Genomic DNA, 22,624 nt, shown 5'->3' with positions numbered 1-22,624 from the left:
GGCTTTAATTTAAGGCATAAAAAAACTGCCTGAAAAACTTTTGCTTCAGATCCGGAGATCTTACTGTTATTTTCCAGGCAGTCTAAAAATTAAAATTGGAGGAAGTTTAGAACTTCTTGAACATTCCTTCCATTTTTTCCTGTTCTTCTTTGGCTAGCTCCTCGTCTACAAGGATTCTACCGCTATGTTCATCTGTGATAATCTTCTTACGACCGGCAATTTCCATAATTACCTGCGGAGGAATAGTGAAGAATGAACCACCAGAGGCACCACGCTCTACGGGTACTACGGCTAAACCATTCTTTACATTACTTCTGATTCTCTTATAAGCCTTAACAAGCCTGTCTTCGATATTTTTCTCATATTCCTGAGATTTTTCGATTAAAGCCTGCTCTTCTTTTTCAGTTTCCTTAAGGATCTCGTCAAGTTCACTCTTTTTGTGTTTAAGGTGAGCTTCACGTTCCGCAAGCTTTTCTTTAGTCTTAGCAATGATCTCTTTCTTCTGCTCGATCTTAACCTTGTACTCTTTGATATGCTTTTCTGAAAGCTCTATTTCTAATTCCTGAAATTCTACTTCTTTACTTAGAGCGTTGAATTCCCTGTTGTTACGAACATTTTTCTGCTGCTCAGAATATTTCTTGATGGTAGTCTTTGACTCCTCAATCTGGTTCTTCTTATTCTTGATGTCATTCTCGATTACTTCGATATCTGCATCCAGTTTCTCCAGGCGTCTGTTCAAACCTGCTACTTCGTCTTCCAGATCTTCAACTTCCAGAGGTAATTCACCACGTACGTTTCTAATTTCATCGATTCGCGAATCCACCAACTGAAGATCGTACAGTGATCTTAACTTCTCTTCTACAGTAACATCGTTTTTTTTCGCCATATTATAAATAATGTATTGGATTGGTATTTGTGTCTGCTAAAATAAGTGCAAAACTACTAATTTTTTTGCTAAGAAAAGAATATAGTAAATTTTTTGTAAACTGTTCACTTTCATAGTGTCCAATATCTGCTAGCACCAGTTTTTGCTCGGCTTTATAGAAGTCATGATATTTCAGATCTGCGGTAATGAAGATATTAGCGCCCGCAGCTTTGGCATTATCGATCGCAAAGGCACCGCTGCCACCTAAAACAGCCACTTTTTTTATAGGTTTGTTCAGGAACCGGGAATGTCTCACACAACCGGATTTGAAAGTTTGTTTGAGGTTTTCTAAAAAGTTGAGTTCATCAGTCTCATTTTCCAGTTCACCAATCATTCCCATGCCTAATTGCTGATTTTTATTTTCAAGACTATGAATTTCGTAAGCTACTTCTTCATATGGATGACTGCTGAATAATGCTTTCAAAATCTTAGATTCCAGATGAGCGGCATAAGTGACCCCTATTTGTGTTTCATCTTCATAATGTATTTCTCCCTTTTTACCAATTACCGGGTTGGAGGCCTCATTTCCTTTAAAACTACCCTTGCCATTGATATTGAAACTGCAATTGTCATAATTGCCAATATTTCCGGCTCCCGCATTAAATAATGCCTCTCTTATTTTATCAGCTTGCTCCAGAGGTGCAAAGGTCGTAAGCTTTTTTATTGAATCGGTTCTGGGAATGAGGATTTCGCGGTTTATAAGTCCTAATTTTTCGCAGATAATATCATTCACTCCTTTATGCTGATTATCGAGGGCGGTGTGAATAGCATAGATCGCGATATCATTTTTAATCGCTTTTAGAACTGTTCTTTCAACATAGTTGCTTCCGGTGAGTTTTTTAAGCCCGGAGAAAATGATTGGATGAAAACTAATGATCAGGTTACAGTTTTTTGCTATGGCCTCGTCCACTGTGGCCTCAAGTGTATCCAGGGTAATAAGGGCACCCGTTATTTCTGCGGAACGATTACCTACCAAAAGGCCCACGTTATCAAAGCTTTCAGCATATTTTGTGGGTGCAAAATCTTCTATAAGGTCAATTACTTCCTGTATGATCATAATTTAATATTTTAGCTTCCGGGATTGGATGCAGTTCCTCCATTTGTGTAGAAATCTGCAAAATTTGCATTTTATCTGCAAACAATCCAAATATAAAAATACTAAGCCTTTTATGCCGAATCCAAGAAAATTACTTTACCCATTTTCTCTAATATACCATGGAGTGACCAGGGTTCGGAATAAACTATATGATAATAATATACTGAAATTCAGATCTTACGACCTGCCGGTTATTGCGGTGGGGAACCTTAACATGGGTGGTACAGGAAAATCACCGATGATCGAATTTCTTTTGAGGATTTTAAATGAGCATTTAAAGGTTGCTACTTTAAGTCGTGGCTATAAGCGGGAAAGTAAGGGCTTTCAACTCGTCGCAGAATCAGATTCGGTATCGAAAAGCGGGGATGAACCCTTACAGTTCAAAAATAAATATCCAGATGTGATCGTAGCTGTGGATGCTGACAGGCAGGAGGGAATCAGGGAATTGTTGAAATTTAAACCCGATGTAATTCTCTTGGATGATGCTTTTCAACACAGAAAGGTTAAAGCCGGGTTCTATATACTTCTTACGGCTTATGGAGATCTGTTTGTGGATGATCTTATTTTACCGGCAGGTAATTTAAGGGAATCATCTTCAGGAGCCAGGAGAGCAGATGTTATAATTGTTACCAAATGCCCAAATGATCTAAGTGAAGCAGAGCAAAAAAAGATATGTAATAGACTCAAACCCGAATCTCATCAGGCGGTATTTTTTAGTTCTATCAAATATTCAGATAATGTGATTTCCAAAGTGGGTGAAAGATCTTTGGAGGGTCTTAAATCCCGAGATTTTGTCTTGGTTACCGGAATTGCTAATCCTGCTCCTTTACTTGAATTTTTAAAGTCTAAAAATTTTCAGCCTAAGCATTATAAATTCTCAGATCATCATAATTTTTCCAAAAGTGAACTGGAACAGCTTCAGCAGGAACCAGCGATACTAACTACAGAAAAGGATTATATGAGGTTACGGGACAAAATACCAGCAGAGAAGTTATACTATCTGCCTATAGAAGTAGAATTTCTGGAGCGGGGAGAGAAGCAGTTTACAGAGAAGATTAAATTATATGTAAATAAAAAAGAGGTGTAAAAAACACCTCTTTTTCTTTCTGGCTAATTCAAATTATATAAAAGTCTAGTATATAATTCAATTTGCCAATTCTTTTACAAAGCACGTGCCAGAAGTTAAACGGCAGCTTCTTTTGCAGCAAGATATTTATTGATCTTGTGAAAGAATTCTTCAGTTTTATACGGTTTAGGGATAATATCGTTGAAACCGTTCAGGTAAAATTCATCAAGATTATCATCCAGAGTTACGGCAGTAAGTGCAATAATTGGGATAGAACCATCAAATTTCCTGATCTCTATGGTCGCCTCAATTCCGCTAATTCCCGGCATGTGGATGTCCATAAGAATAAGGTCGAATGCATTATTCTGAACTTTTTCAATAGCAATGGTTCCATTATCCGCAACATCGCAGATCACTTTGTTTTTTTCCAGGATCTTGCGCGTGATCATCTGGTTGATCTTATTGTCTTCCACGACCAGGATGCGTTTATTCTCCATGATGTCGTTGGTGAGTTTCGCCTCGTCAATTTTTGGAGTTGCATTAGCTTTCGCGAATTCTGCCTCAGGTGCTTCGAATTCCAGTTCGAATGTGAATTTTGATCCTTCGCCTAATTCACTTTCCAAATCGATCTCACTACCTAGCAAGCTCAACAGGTTCTTAACAATGGAAAGTCCAAGACCGGTACCTCCAAACTTCCTGTTGATCTGAGTAGAGCCCTGGGTGAAATTATCAAAAATAGCTTTCTGTTTCTCCTTGCCAATTCCTTCTCCATTATCCCGGATCTGAAATTCCAGCTTAATTTTTTTACCGACCTGCCCGGTTTTTTTAACATCGATCCAGATGTCACCGTCTTCGGTAAACTTGATGGAGTTTCCTATCAGGTTAATAAGGATCTGAGATATTTTAAGAGGGTCGCCAGATAATTTCTCCGGTATGGAATTATCGAATTCAAAGTGTAGTTTGGTGTTCCTTTCATCAGCTGAATTTTTCAATGCTATCAAAACATCTGAAATTCGCTTTTTAAGGTCGAAACTAGAGTTTACGATCTCGACCTTGTTAGCCTCAAGCTTGTTAAGGTCCAGAATGTTGTTAATAAGGGAAAGCAGGTATTCCCCTGAAAATTTCAGGGAATTTAGATGTTCCTTTTGACTTTCGGTAGGGCTTTCTTCTAATAGCAAATGCGTCAACCCGGTCACAGCATACAAAGGTGTTCTTAGTTCGTGGGTAATCGTGGTAAGGAATTGAGCCTTGGCCATTGATGCTTTCTCAGCATTTTCCTTGGCCAGTACCAGTTCTGTATTCTTTTTTTGAAGTAATTCGTTAGCTCGTGCTCTTAAATTATTGTTCTTGTATAAGGAGAGGGTTAATAATGATAGTATGGTAATTAACGCGACACTTAGTATAGTGGTAAGTTTATTAACCTTCAGGGTGCGTTCCTGTTCAGCATTTTGCTGTGTTAGATCTTCTACGGTAGACTTTAATGCTTTTACTCCTATCCGGGCATCTATTTCTGTGGCTAAAGCTTCCTTGTTGACATCAAATACAGCAGCTCTTATCTCATTTTTCTTTTTAAGATAAAATAAGGCCATGGGCAGGTTATTCCTTTTTTCTTCAATTTCACTTAAAATTCCATAAGAATACATCGACATGCCGGTGAAACCTCCCTCGATGGCGATGTTTAAAGACTTTTGAGCAGCTTCTTCAGCTTTTCTAAAATCGCCTTCTCTTTCATTTACACGGGCAATAAAATAATATAGTCTGGTTAGCTCATATCCATTGGTGGTGCTTTCCAAATATATTTTAGCATTACTTAATTCTGCTTTAGCCCGGTCTAAATTACCCTGGTCTAGAAAAATAATCGCTTTGTTCAGAGCAATTATTCCCAGCTTATCCTCATTATCCTTTTTTTGGTAATATTTCTGTGCCAGGTTAAGGTATTTGAGGGCCCTGTCGTTATCTTCCTTCGCGGTCAACAATTTACCATACATAATGTATGAGTAATTCAAACCTTCCTGGTCATCGATCTCTCTTTGAATGGAAATTGCTCTTTCCAGTTGAGTGATTCCCTTGTCGTACTCATGTCGTACGCTGTACATCCTGGCCAGAATACTGCTGGAAAGTGCCACATAGCGATCATGCTTGATGCGCTTAGCCAGTTCAAGAGATTTGTTTAGCTGATTATGTGCTTTGTCAAAAAGCATCTGGTCAATAGAGCTTTCTGCCTGTTTTAGCAGTTGCTTTATTTGTTCAGGCTTAGGTTCTGTCTCGCTTATAGATGAATCCTGGAATCCAAATAGAATAAAACAACAGATTGATAAAAAGAAAAGCTTTAGGTTCTTCATTCGGGAAAATAGCTAGAAGCTGTTAATGCGGTTAAATATAGCTATTTATCGTTAATGAGTGAAATTAAATCGATAAGACGATTAGAATAGCCAATTTCATTATCATACCAGCCAATTAATTTAACAAGTTTGCCCCCAATAACAGAGGTCATCTGGGCGTCGAAAATACAACTGTTAGGGTTGTCTAAAATATCTATGGATACAATGGGATCCTCGGTATATTGAATAATATTTTTCATTTTACCGTGAGATGCTTCTTTAAAAAGTGCGTTAACCTCCTCAATACTAGTATCTTTTTTCACATTAAGAGTCATATCTGTTAGAGATCCATTAGGTACAGGAACTCTTATGCCACACCCGCCAATGACTTCACTCAGATCTGGAAATATACTGGTAAGGGCTTTAGCCGCACCGGTTGTAGTGGGTATGATAGATTGAGCTGCAGCCCTGCTGCGTCTCAGATCGCGGTGAGGTTTATCATGTAAGCTTTGATCTGAGGTATAAGAATGCACTGTAGTGATATATGCTTGCGTAACTTCCAGGTGATCATGGATTATCTTCAGCATAGGAGCGGCGTTATTCGTAGTGCAGGAAGCATTGGAAATTATTCTTTCAGAACCGTCCAGTATATGTTCATTAACTCCTAATACCACCATTTTAATATGGTCATCCTGCGCCGGAAGAGAAAGAATTACTTTCTTAACTCCTTCTTTTAAATGGCCTTCCAGTTCTCTTTCGGTTTTAAATTTTCCGGAAGACTCGACTACGTAATCTACCTTATGTTCATTCCATGGTATATCTGCGGGTTGATCATAGTTCAGTAAAGGAATTTCATTTCCATTTACCACAATGGCAGATTCTGTAGAGGTAACCTCGGCTTTTAATGTGCGGTGAATACTATCGTACTTTAAGAGGTGCGCGAGGCTTTTAGCATCATGAATATCATTGATCGCTACCACCCTAATGGTTGGATGATGCAGGAGAATTCTGAAAAGATTTCGTCCTATTCTGCCAAAACCATTAATGGCAATATTAATTGTTTTAGCCATTTAAGAGACTAGTTTATGTGCTTTTGTGCTTTGTAAGAAGATCTAACCAGGGCGCTGCTTTCAACATGTCTGAAACCTAGATCCAGCCCTATCTCTTCGTACTTTTTAAATTGATCTGGAGTGATAAATTGCTTTACCGGTAAGTGTTTTTTACTTGGCTGCAGATACTGCCCTATAGTTACCACATCTACGCCGGCATCACGAAGATCATTCAAAGTCTGTATAACTTCTTCTTCCTGTTCGCCAAGGCCGAGCATGATACCAGATTTGGTTCTTCTAATACCGCTGTCCTTCAGATATTTTAAAACAGCAAGGCTGCGGTCGTATTTTGCCTGAATTCTAACTTCGCGGGTAAGTCTTTTTACCGTTTCCATATTATGAGAAACAACTTCTGGCATTACTTCTACAATACGGTCGATATTTCTTTCATTACCCTGGAAATCTGGAATGAGGGTTTCTAAAGTAGTCTCAGGGTTCATCCTGCGGATTGCTTTTACGGTTTCAGCCCAGATGATCGATCCCATATCTTTTAGATCATCACGATCCACACTCGTTACCACGGCGTGTTTTATCTGCATTAGTTTTATGGATCTGGCTACTTTTTCAGGTTCATCCCAATCTACCGTTTCCGGTCTTCCGGTTTTTACGCCACAAAAACCACATGATCGTGTACAAATATTTCCCAGGATCATAAAGGTAGCAGTTCCTTCGCTCCAGCATTCACCCATATTAGGGCAGCTCCCAGAAGTACAAATAGTATGTAAGTCATACTTGTCTACCAGGCTCCTTAATTCGGTGTATTTTTTACCGGTTGGAAGTTTTACACGAAGCCATTTAGGTTTTGGCTGTCTTTCGGTTTTTGATTTAACGGGCGCAACGTCTGTATTCATAGCAAAAATCTGAAGTTCAAAGATACAATAATATAGGGAATTGCATAAATTAGACTCGCAAGTATGCTTATCCTTACTTAGATATTTCTGGCTTCGATGATACCTGCCAGTAACTTCTTGGCCCTTAGTAATTTTACTTTTATATTATTCATGGGTTCGTCCAGGAACCTGGCTATTTCTTTATAAGATTTTTCCTGAAAAAACCGAAGATTGATCACTTCTTGATAATGTGGTTTCAATTGCTTAATATCTGAAAGTAACTGTTCTAAATTCTGCTCTTTTATCAGTTTGTCTTCTATTCCCGGGGTTTCATCTACGATCTCATAGACGCGATTTTCTTCGTGCATAGAAGTTTTGGATCGTATTGAGGTATTTTTCTTGCGAACCTGGTCTATATGAATGTTCTTGGAGATTGCAATTAACCAGGTAGAAAATGAGTAATTTTCATCAAAAGTATCTATTTTGTTGAATGCCTTGGAAAAGGTCTGGATCGTAATATCCTCAGATTCATACTCATTTCTGGTTTTCTTAAGCTGAAACCCATAAACATCATTCCAGTACCTGTCCAGAAGATAATTGAAAGCAGCCTGGCTTCCTTTTTTTGCCTCCCTGATCTTCTCCAGGAGATGGTCCGGATTTATTTCCAATGCTTAGGTTTTGAAATGAGGTTAGCTATAAAGATAGCTAATTGCATGAATATTAAAAACAGGTCAAAAAATGGGAATAACCAGATAACATCTGTTTCTTTCAATTTCTTACCGGCTTTAATATAAACAAAGGCTTCCGTAATAAGTTTAAGGCCTAAAATGCTTAAAACAATTTGCGGATATACCTGAAATATTAGAAGTCCCGCCAGCATTATCCAGAATAATACTCTGAAGATATAAAAGGCACCCAGAAGTGCTTTATGCTTTGTTTTATAATGCCCGGCTACCGAGACATGACGTCTTTTCTGGTGAAACCATTCTGAAAACTTTTTCTTCGGAACACTTCTCGTGATAGAATCTGGATGAAAACAGATCGCAGTATTATCTGAAGTAGATGCTTCATTCACAAAGAGGTCGTCATCGCCAGATCTTAAATGTAAATGATTGGCGAATCCCTTCATTTCGTAAAATTGAGTGGAAGTATAGGCCAGGTTTCTACCTACCCCCATATAAGGTGTGCCAAGTTTCGCGTAAGAAAAGTACTGAATAGCTGTGAGCAAGGTTTCAAAGCGAATCAATTTATTTAGCAGGGAGCCCGATTGCTGAAAATATCCCCCATAGCCTAATACAATCGAATTTCCGGGCTGGAAGTTTCGTGACATTTCTTTAATCCAGTTACTGGATTGTGGAGCACAATCTGCATCGGTAAATAATAGATGCTTATTTACAGCCTTTTTGATCCCAAGTGTAAGGGCGTATTTTTTATTGGCCCAGAAAGCTTCATTGTTCTGCACGTTAACCAGCTGGACTCTCGGGTCAATTTTTTGAAAACTCTCTATTACTTCCAACGTATTATCGGCAGAAGCATCGTTGATCACAATAACTTCAAAATCGGGATAATCCTGGTCCAGAATTGCAGGAAGAAAATTTCTAAGATTCTCTTCTTCGTTTTTGGCGCAAATAATTACCGATACCGGAACTTCAGGATGTAGTTTATTCTTAAAGTTCGTCGTTGCGAAAGAGAAGAAGGAGAAAAAGTATAAGAGGTTAACTAAACTAACCAGTATGAATAAACCTATAAATGTTGTCCCCATTTAGCCTAAGTGGTCTTAGGCGTTTCGGAACAATTTTCCATTTCATCCGGTAATTTTCCGCAGAAACTGCATGGTTCACCAGATTTATTCAGATACGGGTTTTGGCTGGCACAGGTGCCGGCAAACTTACCATCTTTTTTACCCCAGATCTTAATTGCGATTCCCGCGAAAGCAAGACCCAGTAATATGATACTTAAAATTAATAGCTTCATGATCTAAATATTCAGATGCAAAAATAAGAATAAATAAAAGCAACTAAAAATCCCGAATGTCATTAGTATAACGTTTACAATATTTAACTAAACTTTAATCGAATCGTGGGGTATAATTGGCTTTTGCACAATATCTTGCATCGTTAATGACAAAAAAAACTACAATTATGAAATTTAGAATGTTATTTACAGTGCTTGCTCTCTCTGCTTTTATATTCACAGCTTGTGAAGATGGAAAGAAGAAGGAAGAAGAGGCGGCTGAAAAGGAAAGAATGGAACAAATGGAGGCCGAAAAAGAGGCTGAAATGAAAGCCGAAAAAGAAAAAATGGAGATGGAGTCTAATAGTATAGCAGCTAAAGCTATGCAAACTGATACTCTTAGCACACTGGTTACTGCATTACAAGCGGCAGAACTTGCTGAGATGTTTAAAACAGAAGAAGGACCATTTACGGTTTTCGCTCCACACAATGCTGCTTTTAACAAAGTAGATAAGGCAACCCTGGAAAGCCTGTTGAAAGAAGAAAATAAAAGTCAATTAGCAGATGTATTGAAATACCATGTTGTATCTGGAGAAGTTACAGCTCAGCAGTTGATGCAAATGATTCAGGATAATAATGGTAAAGTTGAAATCGATACTGTAGGTGGAGGAAAACTTGTTGCCTCTTTAGAGGGCGATAAAGTGGTTCTTACCGATGAAAATGGTAAAAAAGCAACTGTGGTAATGACAGATGTTGATGCTTCTAATGGAGTAGTGCATGTGATCGATGCCGTAGTAATGAAAAAAGCATAGACTAACAGGTTTTAGATAAAAATTTGAAAGGGAAATACTTTAAGTATTTCCCTTTTTATTATATGATATTTACTTCTGCTTCAAGTTCAATATCGAATTTGTCTTTAATAGCACTTTGTATTTTCCTGGACAGATAGAAGATTTCTTCTCCGGTAGCAGCGCCGTAGTTCACAAGGACAAGCGCCTGATTCTTATGTACTCCGGCATCCCCGTTTCTATATCCTTTAAATCCTGCTTTTTCTATTAGCCAGCCAGCTGGTATTTTTACCACATCTTCTGATATTTTATAGGAAGGCATCTCCGGAAATTCAGTGATAAGTTCCTTATACTTTTCTGCATTGACTACCGGATTTTTGAAAAAACTACCGCTATTGCCTATCTTCTTGGGATCGGGTAATTTCGAGTTTCTTATAGCGATAACCGCTTTAGAAATATCCTGAATAGTGGGACTGGTAATTTTATTCTTTTCAAGTTCAGAAGTTATAGCGCCATAATCGGTATTTAACCGGTGATCCTTCTTGCTTAACCTGAACTGAACCGAAGTAATTATATATTGTCCCTTGAGTTTATGTTTAAAAACTGAATTCCTGTATTCGAAATCACAATCCTCCAGGCTGAATTTTTTTTCCTCAAGCGTCTGGACATTCATTGCCCGGCAACTATAAAATGTGTCCTTTAGCTCAACACCATAAGCTCCAATATTCTGAATGGGTGCAGTACCCACATTTCCAGGGATAAGAGAAAGGTTTTCCAATCCGCCAAAATTCTGTTCAAGCGTCCAAAGTACAAACTGATGCCAATTTTCACCTGCCTCTGCTTCTACAATAACTTCCTCATCTGTTTCAGAAATTATGCGTTTCCCTTTTAGAGCAATATGCACAACGGTTTTATGAATATCACCAGTTAATAGCATATTACTGCCACCACCCAGAACGAATAATTCTGAAGAATAGTTTTTTCGGAGAACTTCCTTCAGATCTGCAACATTTTCAATAGAAATGAATTTATCAGCTTTTACATCAATGCCAAAGCTGTTGTATTCCCGGAGTGAATAATTGCGCAGTATCTGCATTAATTTTGCTGCTTGTATTGCTTTAGTGCCTTATCCAGAATTATAATTGCTCTTTCCAGATTTTCTTTTTTCAATACATAAGCGATCCTAACCTGGTTCTTACCGGTGTCTGGAGTAGAGTAAAATCCGGCAGCAGGTGCAACCATGATTGTTTCATTGTCATCCTCAAAATCTTCCAGCAACCACCTTGCGAAATCATCGGCATCATCCACGGGTAGTTCGGCGATGCAATAGAAAGCACCTTTTGGCTTAGCGACCTTTACACCGTCGATCTTTTCCAGGCCCTCAACTAATAAATTTCTACGGTAAGTATACTGCTCTATCACCTCGTCAAAATATTCCTGTGGGGTGTCCAAAGCAGCTTCGCTCGCTATCTGTGCGAAAGTAGGAGGGCTTAACCTGGCCTGAGCAAATTTCATGGCAGTAGCGATCACTTCTTTGTTTTTTGAAACCAGGCATCCAATGCGGGCGCCGCACATGCTATAACGCTTAGATACAGAATCTACCATAATCGCATTCTGGGCTAATTCCGGAATACTCATAATGGAATGATGTTCTGCTCCTTCATAAGCGAACTCACGATAAACTTCGTCTGAAACTATGAACAGGTCATGTTTTAAAGCAAGATCTGCCAGTTGTTTTACCTCTTCCTTGGTATATAAGTATCCTGTTGGATTTCCAGGATTGCAAATGAGAATAGCCTTTGTTTTATCTGTGATTAATTTTTCAAATTCAGCAATAGGAGGAAGGGCAAACCCGTCATCTATATTAGCCTGAATTGGCTTTATTTCAACCCCTGAAGCAGTAGCAAAACCATTGTAATTTGCATAGAATGGTTCCGGAATGATCACTTCATCTCCGGGATCTGTTATACTACCCATGGTAAAAAGTAAAGCTTCAGAGCCGCCGGTTGTAATAATGATATCATCCTTTTCTACCGGTAAAGAAGTTTTCTGGTAGTAGCCGGCAAGCTTTTCTCTGTAAGCTTCAAATCCCGCAGAATGACTATAGGATAAAACTTCTATATTGTGATTCCTAACTGCATCCAGGGCAACCTTAGGAGTTTTTATGTCTGGCTGTCCAATGTTAAGCTGGTATATTTTGCGACCTTTTTTCTTAGCGGCCTCTGCAAATGGAACCAGTTTTCGTATAGGTGATTCAGGCATTTTGAGCCCCTTATTTGAGATTTTAGGCATAGCTTATTATTTATGGAGTGCAAAATTGCAAAATTAAACTATCATTCAATAATTATCTGCTAATTATCCAGCGTTTTTGTTTCGAAAATGGATGCTGCTTAAAAATTAATAGAAACAAAAAAGCCTTCCTGTATGGAAGGCTTTTTTATAAATTATATGCATTTTCCTAGCTGTCTCCGTCGGTAGTACCTGGAACATCAATAACAGCACCTTTAATCTTAAGGGCTTTCACCGGTTCATTTGAATTCGAATAAACAGTTACAGTTTTCCTGATAGGACCTACGCGTTTCGTGTCATACTTAACCTGGATCTCTCCGGTTTCACCCGGCATGATAGGGTTCTCAGGTTTTTTTGGCACCGTGCATCCACAGCTGGATTTAACATCCTCAATGATCAGCGGGGCATCGCCTATATTCTTCACTTCGAATACACGAACACCATCACTGCCTTTTTTTATTTCGCCGTAGTCGATGGTCTCCGACTTGAATTCCATTTTTGCTACTTTCTGAGCCTGAGCGACAGACATTCCTGCAAAAACGAATATGGCGATTGCGATTAGTTTTTTCATAATTTTAAAATTTTAGCGGAATAGTAAAGATAAGCTGAAATATTTCATTTCTCAAAATTTATATCATTTCAGCAGCTTTCATAATCCTTCATTAATAATTACTTTTGCCATTATTTCAAAAATCAGACCAAGAAATGGCAATTGCTTCACAATACAATGCGAAAAAAGTAGAGGATAAGTGGTACGACTACTGGATGAAGAACAAATATTTTCATTCCAGTGTAGATGAACGGGAGCCTTATACTATCGTGATCCCTCCGCCTAACGTCACCGGAGTTCTTCATATGGGGCATATGCTGAATAATACTATTCAGGATGTACTGGTTAGAAGAGCAAGGTTAAAAGGCTATAATGCCTGTTGGGTGCCGGGGACAGATCACGCTTCTATTGCTACTGAAGCAAAAGTGGTTGCAAAATTAAAATCTGAGGGAATAGATAAAAATGATCTTACCCGTGAGGAATTTCTACAACACGCGTGGGACTGGACACACAAGCACGGTGGAATTATTTTACAACAGTTAAAAACCCTAGGTGCTTCATGTGATTGGGACAGAACCAAATTCACCATGGATGATGATATGTCTGAATCTGTAATAAAGGTTTTTGTTGATCTTTATAAGAAAGGCCTTGTTTACCGCGGTTACCGCATGGTAAACTGGGATCCCCAGGCAAAGACCACCCTTTCTGATGAAGAGGTGAATTATGAAGAAAGAAATGGTAAGCTCTATTACCTTAAATATAAGATCGATGGAACCAATGAGGATCTAACGATTGCCACTACCAGACCAGAGACTATTTTAGGTGATACGGCAATTTGTATTAACCCTAATGATGAAAGGTTTGAGCACCTTAAAGGTAAAAAAGCGATCGTGCCTATTTGTAACCGTACAATTCCCATTATTGAGGATGAATACGTGGATATGGAATTTGGTACAGGTTGTCTTAAGGTAACCCCGGCACATGACGAAAATGATAAGAATTTAGGGGATAAGCACATTCTGGATGTTATAGACATTTTTAATGATGATGCTACACTGAATCATTACGGGCTTCATTATGAAGGTAAAGATCGATTTGTAGTTCGTGCTGAAATAGTTGAAGAGCTTGAACTTTCCGGTTTTCTGGACAAGGTGGAAGATCACTTAAACAAGGTTGGAACCAGTGAACGTACCGGGGCAGTTATAGAACCTAAACTCAGTGATCAATGGTTTTTGAAAATGAAGGAAATGGCAGAGCCTGCACTGGCCGCCGTTATTGGAGATGATATTAATCTTGTTCCGGAAAAATTCCTGAATACCTACCGTCACTGGATGGAGAATGTAAGAGATTGGAATATATCCCGTCAATTATGGTGGGGACATCAAATTCCAGCTTATTACTATGGGTCCGGGAAAAACGATTTTGTAGTAGCGACATCTGGGGAAGAGGCTTTAGCTGAAGCCAGAAAAGCAAGTGGGAATGATGATTTACAGGCATCAGATCTTACTCAGGATAAGGATGTGCTGGATACCTGGTTTTCCTCCTGGCTATGGCCTATGAGTGTCTTCAATGGTATTCTTGAGCCGGAAAATAAAGAAATTCAATATTACTATCCTACCAATGATCTTGTAACCGCTCCGGAAATTCTTTTTTTCTGGGTGGCCAGGATGATTATGGCCGGATATGAATACAGGGGGGAACGACCTTTCAAAAATGTTTATCTAACGGGTATAGTTCGGGATAAGCAAAGACGAAAAATGTCAAAATCGTTAGGGAACTCTCCAGATCCTTTGTTGCTTATTGAGCAGTACGGTGCAGACGGAGTTCGGGTAGGTATGCTTTTGAGTTCACCTGCTGGAAATGATCTTATGTTTGATGAAGACCTTTGTAAGCAGGGAAGCGGCTTTACCAATAAGATATGGAATGCCTTTAAACTTGTAAAGGGTTGGGAGATATCAGAGGAGATCAGTCAGCCGGAGACCGCAAGAATGGCTATAGACTGGTATAAGGCTAAGTTTCAAATGACTGTTAGAGAGATCGAAGATCATTATTCTAAATACAGGATAAGCGATGCTTTGATGGCAACCTATAAATTGATCTGGGATGATTACTGTAGCTGGTTTCTGGAAATGGTAAAACCGGCTTACGGTCAGCCAATGGATAAAAAGACTTTTGACGAGATCATCGATATTCTTGAAGACAATCTCAAAATACTACATCCTTTTATGCCTTTTGTAACCGAAGAGATATGGCAGGAGATAACTACCCGGACACCTGAAGAGGCCTTGATTATTTCCCGTTGGCCGGAAGAGTTGGATTATGATGAAAAGATCATAAAAGAATTCTCTCACGCGGCTGATGTTATTGCTGGTGTAAGAAAAATTAGAAAAGACAAGAATATTTCCTTCAAGAATGAAATAGATCTTAGCGTTCTTAATAATGAGAATACTTCAAAGACATTTGATTCTGTAATTGTAAAAATGGGGAATGTTGGAACTCTTGAATATGTGGATGGTTCTGTAGATGGAGCTCTTTCCTTTAGAGTAAGATCAAACGAATATTTTATACCGATTGTGGGAGCTATTGACGTTGATGCCGAAAAGAAGAAAATTCAGGAAGAACTAAGTTATACTGAAGGCTTTTTAAAAACTGTAGATAAGAAACTTTCTAACGAGCGCTTTGTAAACAATGCCCCGGAAAAAGTAGTGGAGGTGGAAAAAACCAAAAAAGCCGATGCTGAGGCGAAAATAGAAGCCCTTAAGGCCAGCTTGAAAAGTTTAAATTAATATAGCTTGAAATAGTTAAGACATAAAAAAGAGGACAGCAAGTCCTCTTTTTTTTATGGAAATTTCCTCAGTTTTACTCAGGGATCTCTCCAATATATTGTTCGACCATTGATATATAGCGATTCATAGCTTCTTCCTTGCTAAGGTTTTTAACCTGTACCAGGGCATTGATCTTAAACGCGCTTCTAAGATCTCCTTCATTGGTTGGAGGAATATAAAATCCATTTCTCTCTGTCGCTCGTTTATAAAGGGCGTAAAAATGTAAAAGCACATCTGGCGGAAACTGCTGCGCAGTATTGCTTGCCATGTCATAGGCCTTTAGAAATTTTGAATTTTCTTCTGCCATAATATTAATTATGAGGCTACATCAGCGATCACGCTAACTGCACCTTTTACTTTTTGGTTAATCTCAACCTTCACTTTTGTTCCAATTGGAACAAACACATCTACACGGCTACCAAATTTTATAAAGCCACTGTCGCTTCCCTGAACAACTTCGGTATCTACTTCGGCATAATTTACAATTCTTTTAGCCAGTGCTCCGGCTATCTGGCGGTATAGGATTTCACCAGCCACTTCATTTTTGACCACCACCGTTGTTCTTTCATTCTCTTCGCTGGATTTTGGATGCCACGCAACAAGGAACTTACCGGGGTGATATTTGCTATAGGTCACTTTTCCACCAACAGGATGACGGGTTACGTGTACATTGATAGGTGACATGAAAATGGAGATCTGAAGTCTCTTGTCCTTAAAGTATTCCTTTTCGTAAACCTCTTCAATGGCTACAACCTTTCCATCTACGGGAGAAACTATGTGCTCATTATTGTGGACTGCGGCTCTCTTTGGGTTTCTGAAAAACTGGATTATCAATAGAAAAAACAGGATGGATAATACCAGAATGGCAAATTTAATCCAGTAGGTATCTATTAAATTATAGCTTATCATGTTAATTGCGATCAAAATGATCGCAGTAACCGTCATTATCTTGTATCCTTCTTTATGAAACATAATTTAATATATATAAATAGGCATAAATAAATGGGCTTGCAAAGATAATACTATCTAGTCTATCAAACAATCCCCCGTGCCCTGGCATTAATTTTCCGCTATCTTTTACTCCTGCCTGTCGCTTGAATTTAGATTGTATTAAATCTCCTAACGTACCAAAAATACTAAGTATTATAGCCATGCCTAACCAGATCAATGGCGTGTTAAAGCGACTGTGTTCAGAGATACTTGCGGGTAAATAAGGGCTGTAATACCAGATAGCATATGCCATGAGTAAACTAAAGATAAGCCCTCCCAAAAAGCCTTCTATAGTCTTATTAGGTGAGATCTTTTCATATAATTTTCGTTTACCGAAATTCTTTCCCACCAGGTAGGCGAAGGTGTCATTCGTCCAGATAAGGAAGAATATGCCTATAACCAGTTTTGGAATGAATACCCCCTCAATTGTTGGAATAAGGGTGAGAAATATGGTTGAGGAAATTAGATAAAAGATAATAATGATATACTTCTTCTTTTCGAAGACCGGGATCTTCTTCACCACAATAAGGTCTTTTACCAGAAATAAATTGACGAAAATGGTAATAAAAAGAAGCAGGATGGTAGCATCCTGATTGAATTTTAAAAAGCTGAAAAGATAAAAGAATAGCGCCTGTACAATATATAGCGCATAGCTTTTAAGCCTTAGAAGTTTTTGCATCTCCACCAGGCAGACCAGACTTAACAGATAAAAAAGAATTATGAATATGATTTCGGAAGACAGGATTGAAGCAACCAGTATAGCGGTATACAATAATCCCGAAACAGCACGAATAATGGTTTCCCTCATAAATTACAGATCTTCCAGCAGCAGCAAATATAAGTTTTTTGTACTACTTCCATAAGTCATGAAATCACCTTCTTTTTGGGTTTCAAAATTTTTAATCGTGGTAATATTGGAAGGGATCTGCTGTTTGTTTTTAAATTTGATGCCTCTTAAGCCTTCTCCAATCGTGTCAATTAACTGACTTGTAGAGGCGAGGATAATAAAATTTGCGGGAAGTTCGTGAAGTTTTCTCTCCTTTATCTGATTGGAAGAAATTAATATAGAACCGTCATTGGCTACCAGAAACTCACAGGTTGAAAGATAAAATTCAGCATCTGCCGATTTGTTGAAAGCAAGGTTGAAACCTTTGAATTTGCTAATCAGTTTTTCATCGAAGCAACAACATTGTTTCTCATACCAGTCATTTTCCATCAGAATATTGTCAAATGCTTCCCGGATCTCAGAATCATCCACGCAGTATAAGAATTTACCCCCATTATTCTTAAAGTTGAGCATAAAACGCTCGTCGGTAGGTAGTTTTACCTCCGGCATATATTTCCCTCTATCTGCTTTCTCCGGAGCTTCCTGCTCCTGATCGGCTTTAGATTTGGGATTAAGAAACCTTTTGAATAGATTCATAGGGTTTGGGTGTGATTCTTACAGTCAATTTATCAAAGTTAAAAAATCTGAAATTAACCATTGTTTAATTTCAGATTTTTTACTTCGACTTCTACACTACTTATTAACCGAATCGTTTTCAGTTAATTCTCCTTCTTCGTCTGTATCTTTTCCATCAGAAGATTTAATGTCCTGACCATTTTCTACAGGTAAAGAATTCTTTTTCTTTACAGGTTTAGTTTCTGCTATTTCCTTATCAAAAGGGCGTTTTCCAAAGATCTTTTCAAGGTCATCCTTAAAGATAACTTCTTTATCCAGAAGAATTTCAGCTAACTGGCTTAGTTTATCCTTGTTATGTTCCAGGAGGTCTATAGCACGTTTATACTGCTCCTCAATAAGATTCGATATTTCCTTATCTATAAGTTCAGAAGTCTTTTCACTATAAGGTTTGGTGAAATTATATTCGCTCTGTCCTGAGGAATCATAATAAGTAATATTCCCTACTGCGTCATTAAGACCATAAATGGTAACCATAGCTCGGGCCTGCTTAGTAACTTTTTCCAGGTCACTAAGTGCGCCGGTAGAGATCTTATTAAAGATTACTTTTTCAGCAGCACGTCCACCTAAGGCAGCACACATCTCATCCAGCATCTGTTCTGGCCTAACAATAAGTCGTTCTTCAGGTAAATACCAGGCCGCACCAAGAGATTGCCCACGGGGTACGATAGTAACCTTGACCAATGGAGCTGCATGTTCCAGCATCCAGCTAACTGTAGCATGACCGGCTTCATGAAAAGCAATGGCTTTCTTTTCTGAAGGAGTAATAATTTTGTTCTTCTTCTCCAAACCACCTACAATACGATCTACAGCATCAAGGAAATCTTGCTTCCCAACAGCTTTATTGCCTTTTCTGGCAGCGATAAGAGCAGCTTCATTACAAACATTAGCGATATCTGCCCCCGAGAATCCCGGAGTTTGCTTCGCTAAAAATTCGGTATCTAATTCATCGGCAACTTTTTTAAGCGGACCTAGATGAACTTCAAAAATTTCTTTTCTCTCATTAAGGTCTGGCAGGTCAACATAGATCTGTCTGTCAAAACGACCAGCACGCATTAATGCCTTATCAAGTACATCTGCACGGTTGGTAGCCGCGATTACAATTACATTGGTATTGGTGCCAAAACCGTCCATTTCGGTTAATAACTGGTTTAAAGTATTCTCACGCTCATCATTAGATCCGGAGAAATTACTTTTACCTCTAGCTCTACCAATCGCATCGATCTCATCGATAAATATGATCGAAGGAGACTTCTCTTTAGCCTGTTTAAAAAGGTCACGTACTCTGGAAGCACCAACCCCTACGAACATTTCAACAAAATCTGATCCTGATAATGAGAAGAAAGGAACTTTAGCTTCCCCGGCAACAGCTTTTGCAAGTAATGTTTTACCAGTTCCCGGAGGTCCTACCAGTAATGCTCCTTTTGGGATTTTCCCACCAAGAGCGGTATATTTTTCAGGCTGTTTTAAAAAGTCAACTATTTCCTGTACTTCTTCTTTAGCGCCTTCCAGTCCTGCAACATCCTTAAAAGATGTTTTTACATCTGTATTCTGATCGAATAATTTTGCTTTGGATTTACCAATGTTAAAAATCTGTCCGCCCGCACCACCGCCGGCTCCTGAACTCATTTTACGCATTATAAAGATCCAGACACCAATGATTAGGATAAAGGGAAGCAATGCCCAGAAAAGTTCCCCTATAACATCACTCGAGGTGTCATAGGTAACCACTGTATTAAGATTGTTTTCCTTTTTTATCTCATTAATATCATTCTCGAAATTCTGGAGATCCCCAAATTGGAAAGTATAGGTTGGAGAGTCACCCGTTGACAAAAATCCAGGTTCGATATTTTTCTTATGGATCTCTTTTTCCTTGGCTTCGCTGGTAAGATAAACTCTGGCTTGATTACGGTTAATGATCTCAACTTTCTCTATATCACCGTTGCTCAGATAATCCTTGAATTCTGCCGGATTTGTTTTGGCAGGCTCAGAGAACCCACCATCTCCAAAAAGATTAAGGCCTAAAAATATAATGATGATCGCCGCATAAATCCAGTAGGCACTGAATTTAGGTTTTTTGGGATCTAATTTTTTCTTCGGTTTTTGATTCGCCATTATGTCGTTCTAAATGATTTGGATTTAATAACTGGTTTCTATGGAAGTGATCTTCGCATCACCCCATAGGCTTTCAATATCGTAAAATTCCCTGATATGCTTCTGGAATACGTGTACTACTACATTCACGTAATCCATAAGTACCCATTCGGCATTGTCACTACCTTCAATATGCCAGGGTTTATCTTTAAGGTTTTTACTAACTGTTTTTTGTATGGAATTGACTATGGCATTAACCTGTGTATTGGAAGTACCGTTGCAAATTATGAAGTAATCACAAACTGTATTTTCTATTTCTCTAAGGTCCAGGATATCAATATCATTACCCTTAACTTCCTCTATCCCTTTAATAATATGTGCAATAAGTTGATCGCTGTTTATTTCCTTTTTCGACATTAAATTAATTTATTTACGCAAATTTATCATTTTTTGCTCTTTTAAAGAGATTGTTTGCAGAAGAATTAACGCCTTATCTCTTATACTTTTATATGCGTATAATCAAAGTTGATGCCATTGACAGTACGAATTCCTTTGTTCGGAAGTTTTATGAGGGTGGAAAAAATTTTGATCCTGTATGTGTAAGAGCAATAACCCAAACGGCAGGCCGTGGTCAACGAGGTTCAGACTGGGTGACAAAGGCAGGTGAGAACCTAACCTTCAGTATTCTCTACCCACAAACCAAGCTTGAAATTTCAAAGCATTTTTTATTAAGTGCCTCTGTGTCGATGGCGGTTCTGGAGGTCTTGAAATCTCTTGAAATCGCTGATTTAAAGGTAAAATGGCCTAACGACATTCTGTCAGCAAAACGGAAGATTGGAGGTATCCTTATAGAAAATATTGTAAAGACCGAAGGGATTGTGGCAAGTATTATTGGAATTGGACTAAATGTAAATCAAACAGAATTTAATGATCTTCCACAGGCTGGTTCTTTAAAATCTGTTTCCAATAAACATTTCGATCTGGATGAAATACTGGAAAAACTGGTAATTCAAATTGAAGCAAATTTGGAGGAATTACCTTACAGGGTATCTGGTGAGGTATTAGCTGAGTATGAGCAAAATATGTTTCGCTTAAATGAGGTTTCCAGTTTTGCTTCTGCAGCGGGGGAACATTTTAACGGGATTATTCGTGGTGTGACTGCAGCAGGTAAATTAAGGCTGGAAATTGAAGATTCAGTATTCAAAACTTACGACCTTAAAGAGTTGAAGCTTCTGTACTAAATAAAAAAAGCCGGAAAGGATCCGGCTTATATTCTTATTTCAGGGCTAATTATAATTTCCCAATATTCTCGGTAAGGGCTGTTATGAATTTCTTAAGTGGTCCTTTGATCATCATACTCATCATAGGATTAAATTTACCTTCGAAATCCATATTTACTTCGCTTTTCCCTTCTCCTGCATCTGCGATATGGGTATTCAGGGTGAAAGGAAATTTATCTGATGTTGACCCAAGTACCACTAATTCCGGCTCCTTGGTTTCTACTATTTTTAATTTGATTTCCGGCATTCCCTTCAATTGAAAAAGGAAAGTATCATCAGATGTTACAACGAATTTCTCCTTACTGCTAGGCATGATCTTTTCGTAATTCTCCACATTGGTAAGAAATTCAAATAATTCCTGTTGATTTCTTCCGGCGGTTACTTTTGGGCTTTCTAATTTCATCTTTATGGTTTCCAGTGGGCAGGATTCTCTCTCCATTTGCGCAGGATCGCCGCCTCTTCTGTATTTATATAATTTGTATTCTGGGCTGTTTCTATAAGGTTTTCGTAATCACTTAACGTATGCAGATTAATATGATGTTCTTCAAAGTTTTTCACCGAAGTATCAAATCCATAAGTGAAAATTGCAAACATTCCTTTGACATGGGCTCCTGCTTCTTTCAAAGCCTTTACGGCATTTAAGCTACTGTTACCTGTGCTAATTAAGTCTTCTATAACCACAACGCTCTGGCCATATTCCAGGTTTCCTTCAATTTGGTTCTGTCTGCCATGCCCTTTAGGTTCTGGCCTTACATAGGCGAAAGGAAGACTGAGATATTCTGCAACCAGCATACCTATTCCTATAGCTCCGGTAGCAACTGCAGCGATCACATCTGGCTTACCGTATTCTTCCTCGATCTGCCTGGCGAAATTCTCCCGTACATAGTTCCTAATCATTGGATAGGAAAGAATGATCCTGTTATCGCAATATATTGGCGACTTCCAACCGCTAGCCCAGGTGAAGGGTTCTTGTGGTTCTAATTTTATTGCTTTAATTTGCAACAAAAGCTCAGCAGTCTTTTTTGCTGTTTCTTTATTCAAAATCATAG

At 38.5% G+C, this 22,624-nt stretch carries 23 protein-coding genes; 4 read left to right on the top strand and 19 right to left on the bottom strand.

The window, feature by feature from the left end; genetic code table 11:
* Nucleotides 1-106: 106 nt before the first annotated feature.
* On the bottom strand, nt 107-886 hold the full coding sequence (locus tag FGM01_RS09255; protein ID WP_143410891.1) for a zinc ribbon domain-containing protein: 780 nt from the start codon (nt 884-886) through the stop codon (nt 107-109).
* Between the two features lies 1 nt (nt 887).
* Nucleotides 888-1,982, bottom strand: coding sequence for a Nif3-like dinuclear metal center hexameric protein (locus FGM01_RS09250; protein ID WP_143410890.1), 1,095 nt, complete (start codon nt 1,980-1,982; stop codon nt 888-890).
* A gap of 112 nt (nt 1,983-2,094) precedes the next feature.
* Between FGM01_RS09250 and lpxK the strand changes: the two genes are divergently transcribed.
* A complete protein-coding gene (gene lpxK, locus FGM01_RS09245) occupies nt 2,095-3,108 on the top strand; it encodes a tetraacyldisaccharide 4'-kinase (RefSeq protein WP_143410889.1) in 1,014 nt (337 codons plus the stop codon).
* Nucleotides 3,109-3,203: 95 nt separating this feature from the next.
* On the opposite strand, the gene FGM01_RS09240 is transcribed toward lpxK, so the two are convergent.
* The 6 genes from FGM01_RS09240 to FGM01_RS09215 all read right to left on the bottom strand — a co-directional run bounded on the left by FGM01_RS09240 (nt 3,204) and on the right by FGM01_RS09215 (nt 9,321).
* Entirely contained in the window at nt 3,204-5,429 is a 2,226-nt protein-coding gene (locus tag FGM01_RS09240) for a tetratricopeptide repeat-containing hybrid sensor histidine kinase/response regulator (protein ID WP_143410888.1), read from the bottom strand.
* Between the two features lie 41 nt (nt 5,430-5,470).
* Entirely contained in the window at nt 5,471-6,478 is a 1,008-nt protein-coding gene (gene gap / locus FGM01_RS09235) for a type I glyceraldehyde-3-phosphate dehydrogenase (RefSeq protein ID WP_143410887.1), read from the bottom strand.
* An 8-nt stretch (nt 6,479-6,486) separates the two neighbouring features.
* The gene (gene lipA / locus FGM01_RS09230) at nt 6,487-7,368 is read right to left on the bottom strand and encodes a lipoyl synthase (protein WP_143410886.1); all 882 of its coding nucleotides are present in this window, start codon (nt 7,366-7,368) and stop codon (nt 6,487-6,489) included.
* A gap of 77 nt (nt 7,369-7,445) precedes the next feature.
* A complete protein-coding gene (locus FGM01_RS09225) occupies nt 7,446-8,015 on the bottom strand; it encodes an RNA polymerase sigma factor (protein ID WP_143410885.1) in 570 nt (189 codons plus the stop codon).
* On the bottom strand, nt 8,006-9,109 hold the full coding sequence (locus FGM01_RS09220) for a glycosyltransferase (RefSeq protein WP_143410884.1): 1,104 nt from the start codon (nt 9,107-9,109) through the stop codon (nt 8,006-8,008). The genes FGM01_RS09225 and FGM01_RS09220 overlap by 10 nt, the downstream gene beginning before the upstream one ends.
* A 5-nt stretch (nt 9,110-9,114) precedes the next feature.
* Entirely contained in the window at nt 9,115-9,321 is a 207-nt protein-coding gene (locus tag FGM01_RS09215; protein ID WP_143410883.1) for a membrane or secreted protein, read from the bottom strand.
* Between the two features lie 167 nt (nt 9,322-9,488).
* Between FGM01_RS09215 and FGM01_RS09210 the strand changes: the two genes are divergently transcribed.
* On the top strand, nt 9,489-10,112 hold the full coding sequence (locus FGM01_RS09210) for a fasciclin domain-containing protein (RefSeq protein ID WP_143410882.1): 624 nt from the start codon (nt 9,489-9,491) through the stop codon (nt 10,110-10,112).
* Between the two features lie 58 nt (nt 10,113-10,170).
* On the opposite strand, the gene murB is transcribed toward FGM01_RS09210, so the two are convergent.
* The 3 genes from murB to FGM01_RS09195 form a co-directional block, all read right to left on the bottom strand.
* On the bottom strand, nt 10,171-11,184 hold the full coding sequence (murB, locus tag FGM01_RS09205; protein ID WP_143410881.1) for a UDP-N-acetylmuramate dehydrogenase: 1,014 nt from the start codon (nt 11,182-11,184) through the stop codon (nt 10,171-10,173).
* The gene (locus FGM01_RS09200; protein ID WP_143410880.1) at nt 11,184-12,380 is read right to left on the bottom strand and encodes a pyridoxal phosphate-dependent aminotransferase; all 1,197 of its coding nucleotides are present in this window, start codon (nt 12,378-12,380) and stop codon (nt 11,184-11,186) included. Before FGM01_RS09200 ends, murB begins: the two co-directional genes overlap by 1 nt.
* A gap of 166 nt (nt 12,381-12,546) precedes the next feature.
* Complete coding sequence (locus FGM01_RS09195; RefSeq protein ID WP_143410879.1) at nt 12,547-12,948, bottom strand: DUF1573 domain-containing protein; 402 nt, start codon at nt 12,946-12,948, stop codon at nt 12,547-12,549.
* A gap of 134 nt (nt 12,949-13,082) precedes the next feature.
* Here FGM01_RS09195 and FGM01_RS09190 point away from each other — a divergent pair, with 134 nt between their 5' ends.
* Complete coding sequence (locus FGM01_RS09190; protein ID WP_143410878.1) at nt 13,083-15,713, top strand: valine--tRNA ligase; 2,631 nt, start codon at nt 13,083-13,085, stop codon at nt 15,711-15,713.
* A 73-nt stretch (nt 15,714-15,786) separates the two neighbouring features.
* On the opposite strand, the gene FGM01_RS09185 is transcribed toward FGM01_RS09190, so the two are convergent.
* The 6 genes from FGM01_RS09185 to rsfS all read right to left on the bottom strand — a co-directional run bounded on the left by FGM01_RS09185 (nt 15,787) and on the right by rsfS (nt 20,712).
* Complete coding sequence (locus FGM01_RS09185) at nt 15,787-16,059, bottom strand: acyl-CoA-binding protein (RefSeq protein WP_166435208.1); 273 nt, start codon at nt 16,057-16,059, stop codon at nt 15,787-15,789.
* A gap of 8 nt (nt 16,060-16,067) precedes the next feature.
* A complete protein-coding gene (locus FGM01_RS09180; RefSeq protein ID WP_143410876.1) occupies nt 16,068-16,724 on the bottom strand; it encodes a phosphatidylserine decarboxylase family protein in 657 nt (218 codons plus the stop codon).
* On the bottom strand, nt 16,714-17,550 hold the full coding sequence (locus FGM01_RS09175; RefSeq protein WP_143410875.1) for a phosphatidate cytidylyltransferase: 837 nt from the start codon (nt 17,548-17,550) through the stop codon (nt 16,714-16,716). The genes FGM01_RS09180 and FGM01_RS09175 overlap by 11 nt, the downstream gene beginning before the upstream one ends.
* A 3-nt stretch (nt 17,551-17,553) precedes the next feature.
* Nucleotides 17,554-18,165 carry an LUD domain-containing protein gene (locus tag FGM01_RS09170; RefSeq protein ID WP_143410874.1) on the bottom strand — a complete coding sequence of 204 codons (612 nt, stop codon included), beginning with the start codon at nt 18,163-18,165 and terminating at the stop codon, nt 17,554-17,556.
* A 96-nt stretch (nt 18,166-18,261) separates the two neighbouring features.
* Nucleotides 18,262-20,316, bottom strand: coding sequence for an ATP-dependent zinc metalloprotease FtsH (gene ftsH / locus FGM01_RS09165; protein ID WP_143410873.1), 2,055 nt, complete (start codon nt 20,314-20,316; stop codon nt 18,262-18,264).
* Between the two features lie 24 nt (nt 20,317-20,340).
* The gene (rsfS, locus tag FGM01_RS09160) at nt 20,341-20,712 is read right to left on the bottom strand and encodes a ribosome silencing factor (RefSeq protein WP_143410872.1); all 372 of its coding nucleotides are present in this window, start codon (nt 20,710-20,712) and stop codon (nt 20,341-20,343) included.
* Between the two features lie 92 nt (nt 20,713-20,804).
* On the opposite strand from rsfS, the gene FGM01_RS09155 reads away from it, so the two are divergent.
* The gene (locus tag FGM01_RS09155; RefSeq protein WP_143410871.1) at nt 20,805-21,536 is read left to right on the top strand and encodes a biotin--[acetyl-CoA-carboxylase] ligase; all 732 of its coding nucleotides are present in this window, start codon (nt 20,805-20,807) and stop codon (nt 21,534-21,536) included.
* Between the two features lie 49 nt (nt 21,537-21,585).
* On the opposite strand, the gene FGM01_RS09150 is transcribed toward FGM01_RS09155, so the two are convergent.
* Complete coding sequence (locus FGM01_RS09150; protein ID WP_143410870.1) at nt 21,586-21,978, bottom strand: SRPBCC family protein; 393 nt, start codon at nt 21,976-21,978, stop codon at nt 21,586-21,588.
* A 2-nt stretch (nt 21,979-21,980) separates the two neighbouring features.
* On the bottom strand, nt 21,981-22,622 hold the full coding sequence (pyrE, locus tag FGM01_RS09145; RefSeq protein WP_143410869.1) for an orotate phosphoribosyltransferase: 642 nt from the start codon (nt 22,620-22,622) through the stop codon (nt 21,981-21,983).
* Nucleotides 22,623-22,624: the final 2 nt, after the last annotated feature.

This window comes from Christiangramia sabulilitoris (assembly GCF_007050985.1).
GTDB classification, from domain to species: domain Bacteria; phylum Bacteroidota; class Bacteroidia; order Flavobacteriales; family Flavobacteriaceae; genus Christiangramia; species Christiangramia sabulilitoris.
Note: the sequence above shows the minus strand (reverse complement) of the source record. Positions and strands in the feature narration are given on the sequence as shown.